We start from the raw sequence: 15051 nt of genomic DNA, 5'->3' as shown, positions 1-15051 counted from the left end.
GACCATCCCGGATGGACGTTTCCCTGGGAATGCCAGCTCTCCGGAGCCAATCATGTTCGGTTTTCAGGGCGGTGAGGCCGCCGATGTCGTGGCACGCAAAGCGGGCTACATGAAGGATGCCCAGCAAAAATGGAAGTTCCTGACGAACTTCGATTGTTCGACGATCAAAACCAGGGGACAGCTGAGCTCAATGATCAAAACGCGGTCCAGCATTTCGGCAGAGCAGGCCGACCGCGACGTCGACGCTTGGATGCAAGGCAAGCAGTTTTGACGGCGCACTTTGCGCACTCGCTGATCGATCCTGAGCATGAACACGATGCACCGTGAGCATCCTCAAGCTCACTGATCAAGGATCACCATCTCTCTACCACCTGTTGCATTGCGAGCGCTGAGCGCTCGCCTCAGACGCCCCCGAAAATTGGAGAGAAACGCCATGAAATTCAGGCCGCTTCACGATCGCGTGCTCGTTCGCCGTGTCGATCCCGAAGGCAAGACGACGGGCGGGATCATCATTCCCGACACCGCCCAGGAGAAACCGATGGAGGGCGAGATCGTCGCCGTCGGTCCCGGTGCCCGCGACGAGAGCGGCGCCATGGTGCCACTCGACGTCAAGCCGGGCGATCGCATCCTGTTCGGGAAGTGGTCCGGGTCCGAGATCAGGCTCGACGGCAAGGATCTGCTGATCATGAGCGAAACGGACATCATGGGCGTCATCGACAGCCCGGCCATGGCCAAGAAGGCAGCGTAAAGCCCTCCGGCATTCAAAGCTCAGACAAGGAACAAGAATCATGTCAGCAAAAGAAGTACGTTTTGGCGACGATGCCCGCACCCGCATGATCCGCGGCGTCGATATCCTGGCCGACTCGGTGAAGGTCACGCTCGGTCCGAAGGGCCGCAATGTCGTGCTCGACAAGTCCTATGGCGCGCCGCGCATCACCAAGGACGGCGTCACCGTCGCCAAGGAGATCGAGCTCTCGGACAAGTTCGAGAACATGGGCGCCCAACTGGTGCGCGAAGTGGCGACCCGGACATCGGACAGCGCCGGCGACGGAACCACCACGGCGACCGTGCTCGCGCAGGCGATCGTGCGCGAGGGCGCCAAGTCGGTGGCCGCCGGCATGAATCCCATGGACCTCAAGCGCGGCATCGATCTCGCCGCCGAATGGGTGATGGACGAGCTCAAGGGCCGCTCCAGGAAGGTCTCGACCAGCGCGGAGATCGCCCAGGTCGGCACCGTCTCGGCCAACGGCGACAGGACGATCGGTGACATGATCGCCAAGGCGATGGACAAGGTCGGCAAGGAAGGTGTGATCACGGTCGAGGAGGCCAAGAGCTTCGAGACCGAGCTCGAGGTCGTCGAGGGCATGCAGTTCGACCGCGGCTACCTGTCGCCCTATTTCATCACCAACGCCGAGAAGATGATCTGCGAGCTCGAGAATCCCTACATCCTCGTCCATGAGAAGAAGCTGTCGGGCCTGCAGACGCTGCTGCCGCTGCTCGAGGCGGTCGCCCAGTCGGGCAAGCCGCTGCTGATCATCGCCGAGGAGATCGAAGGCGAGGCACTGGCCACCCTGGTGGTCAACAAGCTGCGCGGCGGGCTCAAGGTCGCGGCCGTCAAGGCGCCGGGCTTCGGCGATCGCCGCACGGCCATGCTCGCGGACATCGCCATCCTGACCGCCGGACGGGCGATCAGCGAGGATCTCGGCATCAAGCTCGAGAACGTCACGCTCGACATGCTGGGGACCGCCAAGCGGGTGCGCATCGACAAGGAAAACACCACCATCATCGACGGGGCGGGCAAGAAGAAGGACATCGAGAGCCGGATCGCCCAGCTCAAGGCGGAGATCGAGACGGTGAGCTCCGACTACGACCGTGAGAAGCTGCAGGAGCGGCTGGCCAAGCTGGCCGGCGGCGTGGCGATCATCAAGGTCGGCGGCGCCACCGAGATCGAGGTCAAGGAGAAGAAGGACAGGGTCGAGGACGCCATGCATGCGACCAAGGCCGCGGTCGAGGAAGGCGTTGTCGCCGGCGGCGGTGCGGCCTTGCTCTATGCAACCCGTGTGCTGGAGGGCAGGAAGGGCGCCAACCATGACCAGCAGGTCGGCATCGAGATCGTGCGCCGGGCGCTGCAGGCGCCGGTCCGCCAGATCGCCGAGAACGCCGGCTTCGACGGTGCCGTGGTCGCCGGCCGGATGCTTGAGCAGAAAGACAACAATTTCGGCTTTGACGCCCAGAAGGCCGAGTACGTCAACATGATCAAGGCGGGCGTCATCGATCCGACGAAGGTCGTCCGCGCGGCGCTCCAAGGCGCCGTATCGGTCGCCGGCTTGTTGATCACGACCGAGGCGATGGTGGCTGAAGCGCCACCCAAGAGTGAGCAACAGGCAATGCCGGGCGGCGGCAGTACAGGCTACTAAACCCGCCGTCGCATGCGTGACCATAGGGTGGGGGAAGGTCTCGGCCCCGGGGGCGGTTGTTCGGTGGCCCGCGGACCCTGATTCAGCGTGAACGCGCTGGCGCGTTCGGCGACGCGCTTGTCGGGATCGCGCATGTTGTCGCCGACCCCGCTGCGGTGATTCGCGGCCATGTTCGCCGTGGCGTTGACGTGCTCAACGCATCTCCTTGTTACCTGTGACTCTAACGCGCTCTGTTGGCTACGACCCGAAGGACGAGCGCGCATAGAAGTGGCAGAGCGCGAGGAGAGATTCGAATTTGGTTCACCGGTGGAAAAATTTGCGTGGAGGATCAAGGCCGCGAACCGACCCGGTGGACCAGATTCGATTCTGCGATCGCACCTGACGTAGCGTGTGATCATGTCGTTCGCGTTCCACATTGCTTCCCGAGTCGCCTCCCCAAAGGGCGAACGGGACCCCGGCAAAGACGGACCGAACGTCCACATGTCCCCTCACACAACATCTGGAGCTGGCCGCCGCGTCGACCGTCACCGCCTCCGCCAACCACCGCCAGGTTGTAACGATGTTGCGCGCGTCTTGTAGGTCGGACGTCGGCTGGTCGGGCCGGCGGCGTGCGCTATCCGCCGAATCGTCACCCCTCGCCCAGGAAGCCGCGCACCGTGTCGATCGCCTCGGCCAGTCCGACCCGTTCGATGCTCACACCGGCCGGGAAGGCGCCGAGCAGGCGGCTGGGCAGGCGGGAATCGAGCATGACGAACACGCCCCTGTCGTCGGCGCGGCGGATCAGGCGGCCGTAGGCCTGCTTGAGCCGGAGCCGCGCCAGCATGTCGTCGTAGGCGTTGGCGCCGGCCCCTGCGGCTTTCCACGCCGCCTTGCGCGCGCGATGGAGGATGTCGGGGCGCGGCCACGGCACGCGGTCGAACACGATCAGGCGCAGGCTGCGGCCGGGCACGTCGACGCCATCGCGCACCGCATCGGTGCCGAGCAGGCAGGAATGCTCCTCGGCGCGGAAGATGTCGACCAGGGTCGCCGCGTCCATGCCGCCGACATGCTGGGCGTAGAGCGGCAGGCCGGCCTCCTCGAGTGCCGTCGCGATCCTCTGGTGCACCGCGCGCAGCCGGCCGATGGCGGTGAACAGGCCGAGCGCGCCGCCCCTCGCGGCGAGGAACAGCTCGCGGTAGGCCGCCGCCACCTGCTCGGCGTCGTCGCGCCTGACGTCCTTGACGATCAGCACGCGCGTCGCCGCTGGATAATCGAAGGGCGAGGCCATCGCCGCGCGCATCGCCGGCGCGGCGAGATGGCGCGTGCCGGTGCGGGCCTCTGCCGACGTCCAATCGGCGAGGGCGGCCTGCGCCTCGTCGTTGGCGGGGGCCGGCAGGCCGAGGCTGTCGCGCAGGGTCGCCGAGGTGATGACCGCGCCGTGCGCCGGCTTGATGACCGCGTTCACGAACGGCTCGGTCGGGTCGAGATAGTGGCGGAACATGCCGACGTCGTGCTCGCGGTTCTGGCTTTTCTCGATGGCGAACCAGTCGACGAAGGCCGGGTCGGGGTCGTTGTGCAGGCCGCGCAGCATGCCGCGCCACGCCTCGAGCGTCAGTTCGCAGCGGTTGGCGAGCGAGCGCGCCACGCCCTCGATGCGGCCGCGCTGGCCCGAGTCGAGCGTGTCGGCGTCGGCCTCGAGCTTCTGGCGCAGCGCCGCGCGCAGGCGGCGCACCGGCTGGAGCATCTGCTCGAACAGCGCGGCCAGCGCGTCGGCCGCCTCGATCAGTCCCGGATTGAGCGGCCGCACGTCGCATTCGAGGCCGAAGCCCTGGTCCTCGCCGCTCGCCCGTGCGCGCACCTGCTGGCGCACCAGGGCGAGGAATTCCTCTGCCGGTCCGAGCACCGTGCCGTCGGCGAGCCGCGTCTGCCATTGCGGCGCGGGGAGGCGGCGCGCCAGGTCGAGCAGGCGGCGCAGCGCCGACTGCGCCTCCTGGTCCTCGCCCAGCAGATCCTGCACGCGCCGCTCCAGCCCGCGCGCGCGGCTGCCGCGGCGTCCTTCCGCGCCGAGGATCCAGCGGCGCAGGTCGGAGGCCTCGACGCCGCTCAGATGCGCGCCGAACGCGCCATCGGCGGCGTCGAACAGGTGATGGCCCTCGTCGAACACGTAGCGGAGCGGGCGCGTGGCGTCGTCGAGCCCGCCCATCGCCGCCTGGATCATGACCAGCGCGTGGTTGGCGATGACGATGTCGGCGGTGCGGGCGCGCCGGATGGTGCGCTCGACGAAGCACTTCCGGTAGTGCTCGCAGGCGGAGTAGATGCACTCGCCGCGCCGGTCGGCGAGCCGCGTGACCCGGCCGCGGCCCAGCAGGTCGATCAGCCAGGCGGGCAGGTCGCCGCCCACCATGTCGCCGTCGCGCGAGGCGAGCACCCAGCGCGCGAGCAGGCCGAGCCCGACCGCGTTCTCGGGCTGCAGGCCGGCGCGGCTCACCGCCTCCTGGAAGTTCAGCAGGCAGAGATAGTTCTCGCGGCCCTTGCGGATGACGACGCGGCGGCGCTTCTCCGCCGAATCGCGGTGCAGGCGGTCGAGCTCGACGTCGATCTGGCGCTGCAGGTTGCGGGTGTAGGTGGCGATCCACACCGGCGCGCCGTTCTTCTCCGCCCACAGCGAGGCGGGGGCGACATAGCCCAGCGTCTTGCCGACGCCGGTGCCGGCCTCGACCAGCACGACCCGCGGCTCGTCCTCCTCCTCGCGCGGCGCGAAGGCCTCGCTCGCCGCCGAGGCGTAGTCGCTCTGGGTCGGTCGCGCCTCGGCGATGTTGGGCCCGGCCGACACCATCTGCGCCAGCCTGAGCCGCGCCTCGCGCGGCTCGACCGGTGTGGCGGAAGGCTGCGGCTGCGGCGGCGGCTCCTCCCATTGCGGCAGCAGGCGCCAGACATCGAGCCCGGCCAGCGGCCGCGGCTTCTTCGCGGGCTCGCCGATGCCGAGCGCGGCGATCACTTCCGGTCCCCAGCGCCAGCCGCCGCGCGCCATGGCGAGCGCGGTCTCCTTCAGCTCGGGAGAGGCGAGGGCGGCCATGTCCTCGAGTTCGTCGATCAGCGCGCGGGCGATGCGGGGCAGCGCGGCCAGCTCGTCGTCGCCGGCGACGTCGAGCGCCTCGGCGAGGCCGCGCGGCGTCGGCAGGCAGAAGCTCGCCGGCCGAACGAAGGCGAAGAGCTCCAGCAGGTCGCGCGCCTCGATCGTCTCCAGGCCGAGCCGCGCCGCCGTGTCGGGCGCATGCACCACCAGCGGCACGACTGCGGGCGGCGGCGCCGCCAGCCGCTCGATCGTGCCGTCCTCCGACAGGAACAGCGCACCGCGCGCGGTGGCGACGAGGGCGGGCCAGCCAGCCTTCACCGCCCCCTCTCCCCACCTCTCCCCCTAACGGGGGAGAGGAGAAAGAAGGTCAGCCCCGCATGTTCCTCTCCCCCGATAGGGGGAGAGGTTAGGAGAGGGGGTGACACGATGACGTCCATCAACAGGCAGGTAACATACTATGCGGTTGCAATGAGGCGTCGTCTCCTCCTGACCGGCACGCTGGGCGTGCTGGCAACGCCGGCCCGCGCGGTCGAGTCCGATGTCGCCATCGTCGGCGCGGGCATCGCGGGGCTGGCGGCGGCGCGGGCGCTGATGGCGGCGGGGCGGAGCGTCGTGGTGATCGAGGCGCGCGAGCGCATCGGCGGGCGGGTGTTCACCGATCCGGGGCTCGGCTTCCCCTTCGACCACGGTGCGCAGTTCCTCGAGCCGGGGCCGCTCGCGCGCGCGCTCGGCGGCAGACCCGTGTCGTCCGGCCCGCAGGCGCTGATGCTGGGCGGCAAGGAACTCGATCGCGCGCAGTACGATCGCTACGAGAAGCTCCTGACGGCGTTGAGGGCGCGCATCGCCGAGGTCGGCCAGGCGGCGCCCGGCATCGACCCCTTCCGCCTGCTGATGCGCCAGGATCCGCTCGAGGTGCTGGCGCTCGCCGAACTGGCGCGCGCGACGCCCTTCGCCCAGGACCAGAGCTTCGCCGAGGGAATGGCCCCGCTCGTGCGGCAGTGGGCGGCGAAGGTGCCGGTGACGCTCGGCAGCCGCGTCGTGCGCATCGATTCGACCGGCCGGCTCGTGCTGCTGGTCACCACGTCGGGCGACGTGCGGGCGCGGACCGCGATCGTGACCGTGCCGGCGCCGGTGCTCGCCAACGGGCCCGGCTTCGCGCCGCCGCTGTCCGCCGCACGGCGCGAGGCGCTGGCCGGGCTCAGGACCGCCTCGTACATGAAGGTGGCGCTCGCCTTCTCGCGCCGGGTGATGGAAGCGCCGGCCAACGCCCGGGTGTTCAGCCTCGGCAAGGCGGGACGGGCGGTCGACTTCCTGCTGCGGCCGCAGGGCCGGGAGGCCGCCATCCTGTTCGTGGCCGGCGAGGCGGCGTCGCAGCTCGAGCGCCAGGGCGCGAGCGCGGCGGGCGCCCACGCTCTCACCCTGCTGGCCGAGCTCTTCGGCAAGGAGGTGCGCTTCGCCCATGCCGGTTCGCAGGCGACGCGCTGGGGCCTCGATCCCCATGCGCTCGGCGCCTGGCCGGTGCGGCCGCCGGCCGCCGCGCTCGCGGCGGCGCACCACGAGCGCATCTTCTTCGCCGGCGATTCCACGGCGGACGGCACGCTCGTCGGCGCCTACGGGTCGGGGCTGCGTGCGGCCGAGCAGGCGCGCAAGGCACTCACCTGAGCCGGACGACCAGCGCGCCCGCCGCGACGAGCGCGGCGGCGGCGGCGAGCGACGGCAAGGTCAGGCTGCCGGTGAGGTCGTAGAGATAACCGGCGAAGACCGGTCCGACGATCTGGCCCAGTCCGAACGAGGCGGTCATCAGCGCGATGTGGCCGCGCGCGGCGAGCAGGCCGAGGGCGGTCATGCCCATGAAGGTGCCGCCGACCAGGATCGCGGCGGCGACGATGGTGACGTCGCTCACCCAGAGCACGGAGCCGGCGATGCTCACGGCCTCGATGAAGCTGGCGATCGCGAAGGTGCGCAGGGCGCCCCAGCGGGCGGCGAGGCTCGACCACAGCGCCACCGACGGCGCCGCGCTCAGGCCGAACAGCACCCAGATCACGGGCTCGAGGCGGGCGATCGCAGGCGTGCCGCGCACTTCGGCGACGATGAAGGTGGCGGTGATGATGTAGGCGAAGCCGAACAACCCGTAGGCGACGACCAGCGCCGCCGGCACCTTGTCCGTCGCTACCGCGCGGCGCGTGCCGGTCGTGTCGGCCGGAACGAGCCAGGCGACGGCGAGGAGGGCGGCGCCGGCGAGGGCGGCGCTGGCGAACCACATGTCGCGCCAGTCGGCGAAGGGTGCGACGATGGCGGCCGAGGCCGCGATCCCCGCCCCGACGCCGGCGAAGTGCACGGACGACAGGCCGCCGCGCCCCGTCGCCGCCAGCCGGTCGAGCACCAGGCCCGAGGCGAAGACCATGGTGAAGGCGCCGGTCACGCCGGCGATCAGTCGCAGCGCCAGGAATGCCGCCATCGATGTCGTCATGCCCATGGCGGCGAGCGACAGGGCAGTGGCGAGCAGCCCGCCCAGCAGCCAGGCGCGGCGCGAGCCGGGCAGCGGGCGGATGGCGACCAGCGCGCCGGCGAGATAGCCCGCGAAGTTGGCCGAGGCGAGCAGGCCGGCCTCGCTCTTGCTGAGGCCGAGCGCCTCGACCATCGCCGGTAGGATCGGGGTGTAAACGAAGCGGCCGATGCCGATGCCGATGGCCATCGCGAGAAGACCGCCAAGGGCCACGAGGACGGGCGATTTGTTCATGCTCGCCGCGCACTTTGGTGCGGTGGCGCGGACGAGGCAAATACCCTAGTTTCGCCCATTCCATGCCAGTCATCGATCGCACCATTGCCGAGGCCGCGCGCGCGTGGCCCTTCGAGGAAGCCCGCAAGCTCGTTGCCCGCACGGGCGGCAGGACGCCGGCCAAGGGCTACGTGCTGTTCGAGACGGGTTACGGTCCGTCGGGCCTGCCGCATATCGGCACCTTCGCCGAGGTGGTGCGCACGACCATGGTGCGCCAGGCCTTCCGGCGGCTCTCCGACGTCAAGACGCGACTGTTCTGCTTCTCCGACGACATGGATGGCCTGCGCAAGGTGCCGGACAACGTGCCCAACAAGGAGATGCTGGCGCAGCACCTCGGCAAGCCGCTCACCGCGGTGCCGGATCCGTTCAGCAACGAGCATCCGTCGTTCGGTGCGGCCAACAACGCGCGGCTGCGCGCGTTCCTCGACTCGTTCGGCTTCGAGTACGAGTTCCAGTCGGCGACCGACTGGTACAGGTCGGGCCGCTTCGACGCGATGCTGCTCGCCATGTTGCGGCACTACGACGAGGTGCAGGCGATCATGCTGCCGACCCTCGGCGAGGAGCGGCGGCAGACCTACTCGATCTTCCTGCCGATCAGTCCGAAGTCGGGCCGCGTGCTGCAGGTGCCCGTCATCAAGACCGATCCCGATGCCGGCACCATCGTCTATCGCGACGAGGACGGCTCGACGGTCGAGACGCCGGTGACCGGCGGCAATGTGAAGCTACAGTGGAAGGCCGACTGGGCCGGCCGCTGGTTCGCCTTGGGCGTCGACTACGAGATGTACGGCAAGGATCTCATCCCGTCGGCCGAACTCTCGGCGAAGATCGTCAAGGTGCTGGGCGGCACGCCGCCCGACGGCTTCAACTACGAGCTGTTCCTCGATCAGGACGGCAGGAAGATCTCAAAGTCCAAGGGCAACGGGCTCTCGGTCGAGGAGTGGCTGCGCTACGGCACCCCCGAATCGCTGGCCTACTACATGTACCAGGCGCCGCGGCGCGCGCGCCGGCTCTATTTCGACGTGATCCCGCGCGCCGTCGACGACTATCTCGCCGCAGTCGAGAAGATGCCGGCCGAGGAACCGGCCAAGGCGATCGACAATGCCGCATGGCACATCCACGACGGCAAGCCGGTCGACTACCATTCGGGCGGCGTCGGCTTCGGCATGCTGCTCAACCTCGCCGGCGTGGCGAACACCGAGGACAAGGACGTGCTGTGGCAGTTCCTGCGCCGCTACATGCCGGGCGCCACGCCCGAATCGGCGCCCTATCTCGACAAGCTGCTGGCCGGCGCAGTCGCCTACTACCAGGACTTCGTGAAGGCCTCGAAGAAGTTCCGCCTGCCCACCGGCCAGGAGCGCATTGCGCTGCAGGATCTCGCCGACACCTTGCGCAGAATCCCCGAGAGCGAGAGCGCCGAGTTCATCCAGAACGAGGTCTACGAGGCCGGCAAGCGGCACTTCGCCAAGGAAGAACTGCGCCAGTGGTTCAAGACCCTCTACGAGGTGCTGCTGGGCAGCGAGCAGGGCCCGCGCATGGGCGCCTTCATCAAGCTCTATGGCCGCGACAACGTCGTGCGCCTGATCGAGCGCGCCCTGGCCGGCGAGGATCTCGGCAAGGCGGCGTGATCCTCTGCGGGGACGACGAGCTCGGCTACGTCGCCAGCCGCACGCGTTTTGTCGCCGGACGAGGCCTGCCGCTCGACGACACCTATCGCCTCGCGCATCTGCCGCTGGTCGCGCCCGACCATCCGCGGCTGATCGCCCGCGACGAAGGCCGGGGCTACGTCATGGGCCGGCACGAACGCGTGACCTCGCTCGTGGTGCCGGTGCCGGGCGAGGCCCTGCGTGATTTCCATTATTTTAATGGCCGCCGTTCAGGTGAACCGAACATTTGGCGGCAGGGGCGAACGCCATCTTGCCGCGCTCCGCCGTCGGAGAATCGGACGACGGTCAACTGCCGAGTTCGACCGACGGCCTCGTCGTTGATGGCGAGTCACGGAGGCCATTTCTCTTCGCAAGTAGCTTGAGAAGGCAGAACGATCTGTCTATTTTGGCCACATGAAGAAAGCCAGCATTTCAGAGGCCAAGAACAAGCTGAGCGCCCTCCTGGACGGCGTACGGCGGGGTGCCCCTGTCCTGATCATGGATCGCGGCCGACCTGTCGCGCGACTCGAGCCTGTTCTCGGTGAAGCGAAAGACGCCAGTGAAGGCCGATTGATGCGCCTCGTGCGTGATGGCGTCGTGCATCCGCGCCGCGCGGCCCTTCCCAAGTCGTTCCTCGCCAGTACCCCGCCGACACCAAGGCGCGGCGCGTCCGCTGTGGCGGCGCTGCTCGATGAGCGGCGGGAAGGCCGGTGAGGTTCTGGGATTCCTCTGCATTGGTGCCGCTGCTGGTCGCGGAGTCGTCGACGACACGGCTGCGTAGCTTGCTGGCTACCGATCCGGCAATGCTCGTTTGGTGGGGGTCGGTGGTCGAATGTGCGTCGGCGCTCGCCCGACTCGAGCGTGAAGGAGCGCTCGACGCGGCGGCCGCCACAGTGGCGGCTAACCGCCTTACGGTGCTGGGCCGGGGCTGGCATGGGATCGATCCGACCGAACTGGTGCGCGAAACGGCTGCTCGGTTCGTTCGCGTTCATCCACTCCGTGCCGCTGATGCATTGCAGCTGGCGGCGGCCTTCGTCGCGGCGGAAGGCCGACCGCCATCGATGGAACTGGTCACGCTCGACGATCGCTTGGCGGCCGCCGCGATGAAGGAAGGATTCGCCCTGGTCTAGAGGAGAGAGCAGTCGTTCCGACAGGCAGGCCAACGGCCTTGCCAACTAATTGCTTAGCATCCTAACTTTCTGCCATGGCGCGTCCCCAGCAGATCGATTTCGGCTTCAACGTCGCCCGGCTGGCCCGCCGGCTGCGCCAGGCGGTCGACGGCGAGCTGCACAAGTTCGGCCTGACCGACGCCACCTGGCGGCCGCTCGCCTATGTCGGGCGACTGGGCAGCGGCGTGCGGCAGAAGGAGCTCGCCGGCGCGCTCGGCATCGAGGGGCCGTCGCTGGTGCGGCTGCTCGACAGCCTCGAGCGGCGCGGGCTGATCGAGCGGCGCGAGGACGAGAACGACCGGCGCGCCCGCGGCATCCATCTCACGCGCGCCGGCCGCGAGCTGGCCGTGCGCGTCGCCAAGGTCGGCACCGAGCTGCAGCTCAGGCTGCTCGCCGCGGTGCCCGAACGCGATCTCGAGACCTGCCAGCGCGTGCTGGCCACCATCGAACGCCAGCTGGATGAACCGGCGGCACATGTCGAGGATACGTCCAGGAGGAGGAATCGATGAACCAGATCGCCTCTCAAATCGTCGTCAACGAACCGAATCGCTGGCGCCTCGAGACGCCGGGCGCAGCCGGCTGGCCGCGCAGCGCCCGGCCCGATGCGGCGAGGAAGTACTTCATGGTGTCGGCCGACGGCCATGCCAACGAACCGGCCACTCTCTGGTTCGAGCGCATGGACAAGAAGTATCACGAGCGCCTGCCGCGCGTGGTCACCGACAAGGACGGCGTGCAATGGCGCGTCTGCGAGGGCTATCGGCCCGATCGCCTCAGGCTCTCCACGCTCGAGGGCGAGGACATGGCGCGCAACAAGGCGGGCGCCGATCCGCTGGGCCGGCTGGCCGACCACGATCGTGACGGCATCGATGTCGAGCTGATCTTCCCCAACAAGGGCCTGGCCATGTGGGCGACGCCCGATCCGCAGTTCGCGATGGCGCAGTGCCGGGTCTGGAACGACTGGGCGTGGGAGCAGTTCGGCACGCATCAGGACCGCATGATTCCGGCGGGATGCCTCGCGACCGGCGATCTGGAAGGTTCGATCGCCGAGGTACAGCGGCTGGCGAAACTCGGATTCAAGTGCCTGACCCTGCCGTGCAAGCCGGTGTGGGGCGGCCATGACAGCAACCACGTCAACTACAACCTGCCGCATTTCGATCCGCTGTGGGCGGTCATTACCGACGCGGGCCTGCCGATCACCTTCCACGTCTCCACGGGCCGCGATCCGCGCGCGGCGCGCGGCAACGGCGGCGCCGTCGTCAACTACGTCTCGCACTCGCTGTCGCCGACCATCGAGCCGGTGGCCAATCTTTGTGCGTCGGGGGTGCTCGAGCGCTTCCCCACGCTGCGCTTCGCCACCATCGAGGCCGGCATCGGCTGGGTGCCGTGGCTGCTCGAGGCGATGGACGAGGCCTACAAGAAGCATCATTTCTGGGTGCGGCCCAAGCTCAAACACCTGCCGAGCGAGTACTACCGCATGCACGGCTTCTCCTCCTTCCAGGAGGACAAGGCCGGCCTCGATCTCGCCGAGAGCCATGGACTCGCCGACAATTTCATGTGGGCCAACGACTACCCGCACCACGAGGGCACGTGGCCGCATTCGGCCGAGGCCATCGAGCGCACCATGGGTCATCTCTCCGACGGCGCACGTTCCAAGGTGCTGGGCCTGAACTGTGCGCGCTTCCTCGGCATCGACGTGCCGGCGCGCTTCCGGCCATGAAGCGAACGCTGCGCGGCAAGGTCGCGATCGTCGGCGTCGGCGAGACGACCTACTACAGGCACGGCAAGTCGCCGCATTCGGAGTTCAAGCTGGCACTGCAGGCGATCCTCGCGGCGTGCGAGGATGCCGGCATCGATCCGCGCCGCATCGACGGCTTCGCCTCCTACTCCAACGACCGCAACGATCCCTCGCGCATCGCCGCGGCGCTCGGGCTCCCGGCGCTACGCTTCTCCAACATGAACTGGGGCGGCGGTGGAGGCGGGGGCTCGGCCGCTGTCGGCAATGCGGCGGCGGCGGTGGCCTGCGGCATCGCCAACTGCGTCGTGGTGTTCCGCGCGCTCGCGCAGGGACAGTTCCAGCGCTTCGGCGCCGCACCGCCCGGCGGCACGGCGTCGGGTGAGCCCGCCTTCAACGCGCCCTACGGCGTGATGTCGCCGGCGCAGCGCTACGCCATGCGGGCGATGCGCTTCCTGCACGATCACGAGATCGCGCCCTCGGCGCAACGCGCCATCGCGCTCGCGTCCTATCATCACGCCCAGGCCAATCCGCGCGCCGTCATGCACGGCCGGCCGCTCACCGAGGAGGCCTACGACTCCTCGCGCTGGATCGTCGAGCCGTGGCGGTTGTTCGACTGCTGCCAGGAGAACGACGGTGCGGCGGCGCTGATCGTCGTGCCGGCCGAGGAAGCCAGGGACTTCAGGCACGAGCCCGCCTATCTCCTCGGCTCGACGCAGGGCTCCGAGCATCGCAACGGCGCGCGCGTGCACAATGCGCCGCTCTACGGTACCTCGAGCTTCACCACGGTGGCGCCGCAGCTCTACGAAATGGCGGGCGTGGCGCCCGAGGACGTCGACGTCGTGCAGTCCTACGAGAACTTCACCGGCGGCGTGCTGATGAGCCTGGTCGAGCACGGTTTCTTCAAGGCCGAGGAAGCCAACGACTTCCTGACCAGGGACAATCTGGTCGCGCCCAAGGGCAAGCTGCCGCTCAACACCTCGGGCGGCAACCTCGCCGAATGCTACATGCACGGGCTCGAGCTGCAGGTGGAAGCGGTGCGCCAATTGCGCGGCCAGTCGACCAGCCAGGTGCCCGATGCCGAGGTCTCGATGGTGATCTCTGGTCCAATGGTGACACCGGTGTCGAGCATGATCCTGGGTGGGGAGTCGACGCTATGAATGTGAAGACGGGGAGCTACCTGCCGAGCGGATTGCCGATCCCCGTTCCGGAGAACGACGGCCTCGACACGCCCTATTGGGACGCGACCCGGCGCGGCGAGCTCGTGGTTCAGCGCTGCAAGGGTTGCGGTACCTTCCAGTGGGGCCCGGAGTGGATCTGCCACAAGTGCCTTGGGTTCGATCTCGACTGGGTGAAGGTGTCGGGCAGGGGCCGCATCTACAGCTGGGAGCGGCCGTGGCATCCGGTCCATCCGGCGTTGAAGGGCCACGGTCCCTACATCGTCGTGCTGGTCGAGCTGCCCGACGCCGGCAATGTCCGCATGCTCGGCAACCTGCTGGGTGATCCTGCCCAGGAGGTGAGGATCGGCGCCGAGGTCGAGGCGGTGTTCGAAGCGCACGACGACGCCAAACCCCCCTTCACGCTGGTGCAATGGCGGCGGGTCTAGCGGCGAGATCGCGCAGGTAGGCCGTTCCCAGCCGCACGAGCTCGTCTTCGAAGGCGCGGCTCTTCAGGAACGGCTGCTCCTCGAGGACGGCCGCGCGGATGGCGCCGAGAACGGCGCGGGTGAGAACGAAGTGCTGTTCCGCCGCCATGCGCGGGAACGCGCCCTGCGGCGCCGCGCCCGCGCGCTCGCCCAGCTCGGCGATGAAAGTGGCGACCGGCCGCATCATCTCCATGCCCAGACCCTGCGCCAGCACCGCCTGGATCACCGCCTTGCGCGCGCGCTGGCGGCCATGGAAGGCGCCGATGATGGAGCGGATCATGGCGCGGACCCGCTCCTCGTTCGAGATGTCGCCGCGCTGGGCGAGAGCGCGCGCGACATCGGAGATCGCGCGCTCCATTTCCCGGCGCGCCAGCTCGAACAGGACGGCGTTCTTGTCGGCGAAGTATTGGTAGAGTGTGCCGATGCTCACACCCGCACGCAGCGCGACGGCGTTGGTGGTGAACCCCGCCAGACCGTGCATTTCCAGAACCTGAGCGGCACCCTCGAGGATCGTCTCGACGGTGATTCCCGAGCGCGCCTGGCGGGGCGTTCTGCGGGTGATTTCAATGACTTGTCTTGCGCTTCCCACGGTTCGTCCTCCTTGGCAAAGG

General features: G+C 68.8%; 15 protein-coding genes. 12 read left to right on the top strand and 3 right to left on the bottom strand.

Translation table 11 applies throughout. From position 1 onward, the window contains the following. The first annotated feature begins 52 nt into the window (after nucleotides 1-52). The 3 genes from KIT25_19585 (at nucleotide 53) to groL (ending at nucleotide 2417) form a co-directional block, all read left to right on the top strand. Nucleotides 53-271 (top strand): hypothetical protein, encoded by a 219-nt coding sequence (locus KIT25_19585; protein UYN94218.1) that lies wholly within the window; start codon nucleotides 53-55, stop codon nucleotides 269-271. A gap of 162 nt (nucleotides 272-433) precedes the next feature. Further along, a complete protein-coding gene (locus KIT25_19580) occupies nucleotides 434-748 on the top strand; it encodes a co-chaperone GroES (GenBank protein ID UYN94217.1) in 315 nt (104 codons plus the stop codon). A 40-nt stretch (nucleotides 749-788) separates the two neighbouring features. Beyond that, on the top strand, nucleotides 789-2417 hold the full coding sequence (groL, locus tag KIT25_19575) for a chaperonin GroEL (GenBank protein ID UYN94216.1): 1629 nt from the start codon (nucleotides 789-791) through the stop codon (nucleotides 2415-2417). A gap of 628 nt (nucleotides 2418-3045) precedes the next feature. Here the strand turns inward: groL and KIT25_19570 are convergent. Next, entirely contained in the window at nucleotides 3046-5790 is a 2745-nt protein-coding gene (locus KIT25_19570) for an ATP-dependent DNA helicase (GenBank protein UYN94215.1), read from the bottom strand. A gap of 108 nt (nucleotides 5791-5898) precedes the next feature. Between KIT25_19570 and KIT25_19565 the strand changes: the two genes are divergently transcribed. Next, nucleotides 5899-7134 carry an FAD-dependent oxidoreductase gene (locus KIT25_19565; GenBank protein ID UYN94214.1) on the top strand — a complete coding sequence of 412 codons (1236 nt, stop codon included), beginning with the start codon at nucleotides 5899-5901 and terminating at the stop codon, nucleotides 7132-7134. Here the strand turns inward: KIT25_19565 and KIT25_19560 are convergent. After that, entirely contained in the window at nucleotides 7127-8212 is a 1086-nt protein-coding gene (locus KIT25_19560; protein ID UYN94213.1) for a YbfB/YjiJ family MFS transporter, read from the bottom strand. The genes KIT25_19565 and KIT25_19560 overlap by 8 nt on opposite strands. Before the next feature lie 62 nt (nucleotides 8213-8274). Here KIT25_19560 and KIT25_19555 point away from each other — a divergent pair, with 62 nt between their 5' ends. From KIT25_19555 to KIT25_19520, 8 genes are all read left to right on the top strand, one after another. Beyond that, nucleotides 8275-9876, top strand: coding sequence for a lysine--tRNA ligase (locus KIT25_19555; GenBank protein ID UYN94212.1), 1602 nt, complete (start codon nucleotides 8275-8277; stop codon nucleotides 9874-9876). Further along, on the top strand, nucleotides 9873-10277 hold the full coding sequence (locus tag KIT25_19550; protein ID UYN94211.1) for a hypothetical protein: 405 nt from the start codon (nucleotides 9873-9875) through the stop codon (nucleotides 10275-10277). The genes KIT25_19555 and KIT25_19550 overlap by 4 nt, the downstream gene beginning before the upstream one ends. Nucleotides 10278-10308: 31 nt before the next feature. Next, a complete protein-coding gene (locus KIT25_19545) occupies nucleotides 10309-10608 on the top strand; it encodes a type II toxin-antitoxin system prevent-host-death family antitoxin (GenBank protein ID UYN94210.1) in 300 nt (99 codons plus the stop codon). Continuing rightward, complete coding sequence (locus tag KIT25_19540; protein UYN94209.1) at nucleotides 10605-11024, top strand: hypothetical protein; 420 nt, start codon at nucleotides 10605-10607, stop codon at nucleotides 11022-11024. Before KIT25_19545 ends, KIT25_19540 begins: the two co-directional genes overlap by 4 nt. 74 nt (nucleotides 11025-11098) lie before the next feature. After that, nucleotides 11099-11572, top strand: coding sequence for a MarR family transcriptional regulator (locus KIT25_19535; protein UYN94208.1), 474 nt, complete (start codon nucleotides 11099-11101; stop codon nucleotides 11570-11572). Beyond that, a complete protein-coding gene (locus KIT25_19530) occupies nucleotides 11569-12780 on the top strand; it encodes an amidohydrolase (protein ID UYN94207.1) in 1212 nt (403 codons plus the stop codon). The genes KIT25_19535 and KIT25_19530 overlap by 4 nt, the downstream gene beginning before the upstream one ends. Beyond that, entirely contained in the window at nucleotides 12777-13955 is a 1179-nt protein-coding gene (locus KIT25_19525) for a hypothetical protein (protein UYN94206.1), read from the top strand. Before KIT25_19530 ends, KIT25_19525 begins: the two co-directional genes overlap by 4 nt. Further along, complete coding sequence (locus KIT25_19520; protein UYN94205.1) at nucleotides 13952-14401, top strand: OB-fold domain-containing protein; 450 nt, start codon at nucleotides 13952-13954, stop codon at nucleotides 14399-14401. The genes KIT25_19525 and KIT25_19520 overlap by 4 nt, the downstream gene beginning before the upstream one ends. Here the strand turns inward: KIT25_19520 and KIT25_19515 are convergent. Further along, on the bottom strand, nucleotides 14373-15029 hold the full coding sequence (locus tag KIT25_19515) for a TetR/AcrR family transcriptional regulator (protein UYN94204.1): 657 nt from the start codon (nucleotides 15027-15029) through the stop codon (nucleotides 14373-14375). The genes KIT25_19520 and KIT25_19515 overlap by 29 nt on opposite strands. Nucleotides 15030-15051: the final 22 nt, after the last annotated feature.

The organism is Enhydrobacter sp. (genome assembly GCA_025808875.1).
Taxonomy (GTDB): Bacteria; Pseudomonadota; Alphaproteobacteria; order Reyranellales; family Reyranellaceae; genus Reyranella.
This window is presented reverse-complemented; position numbering and strand designations above follow the sequence as displayed.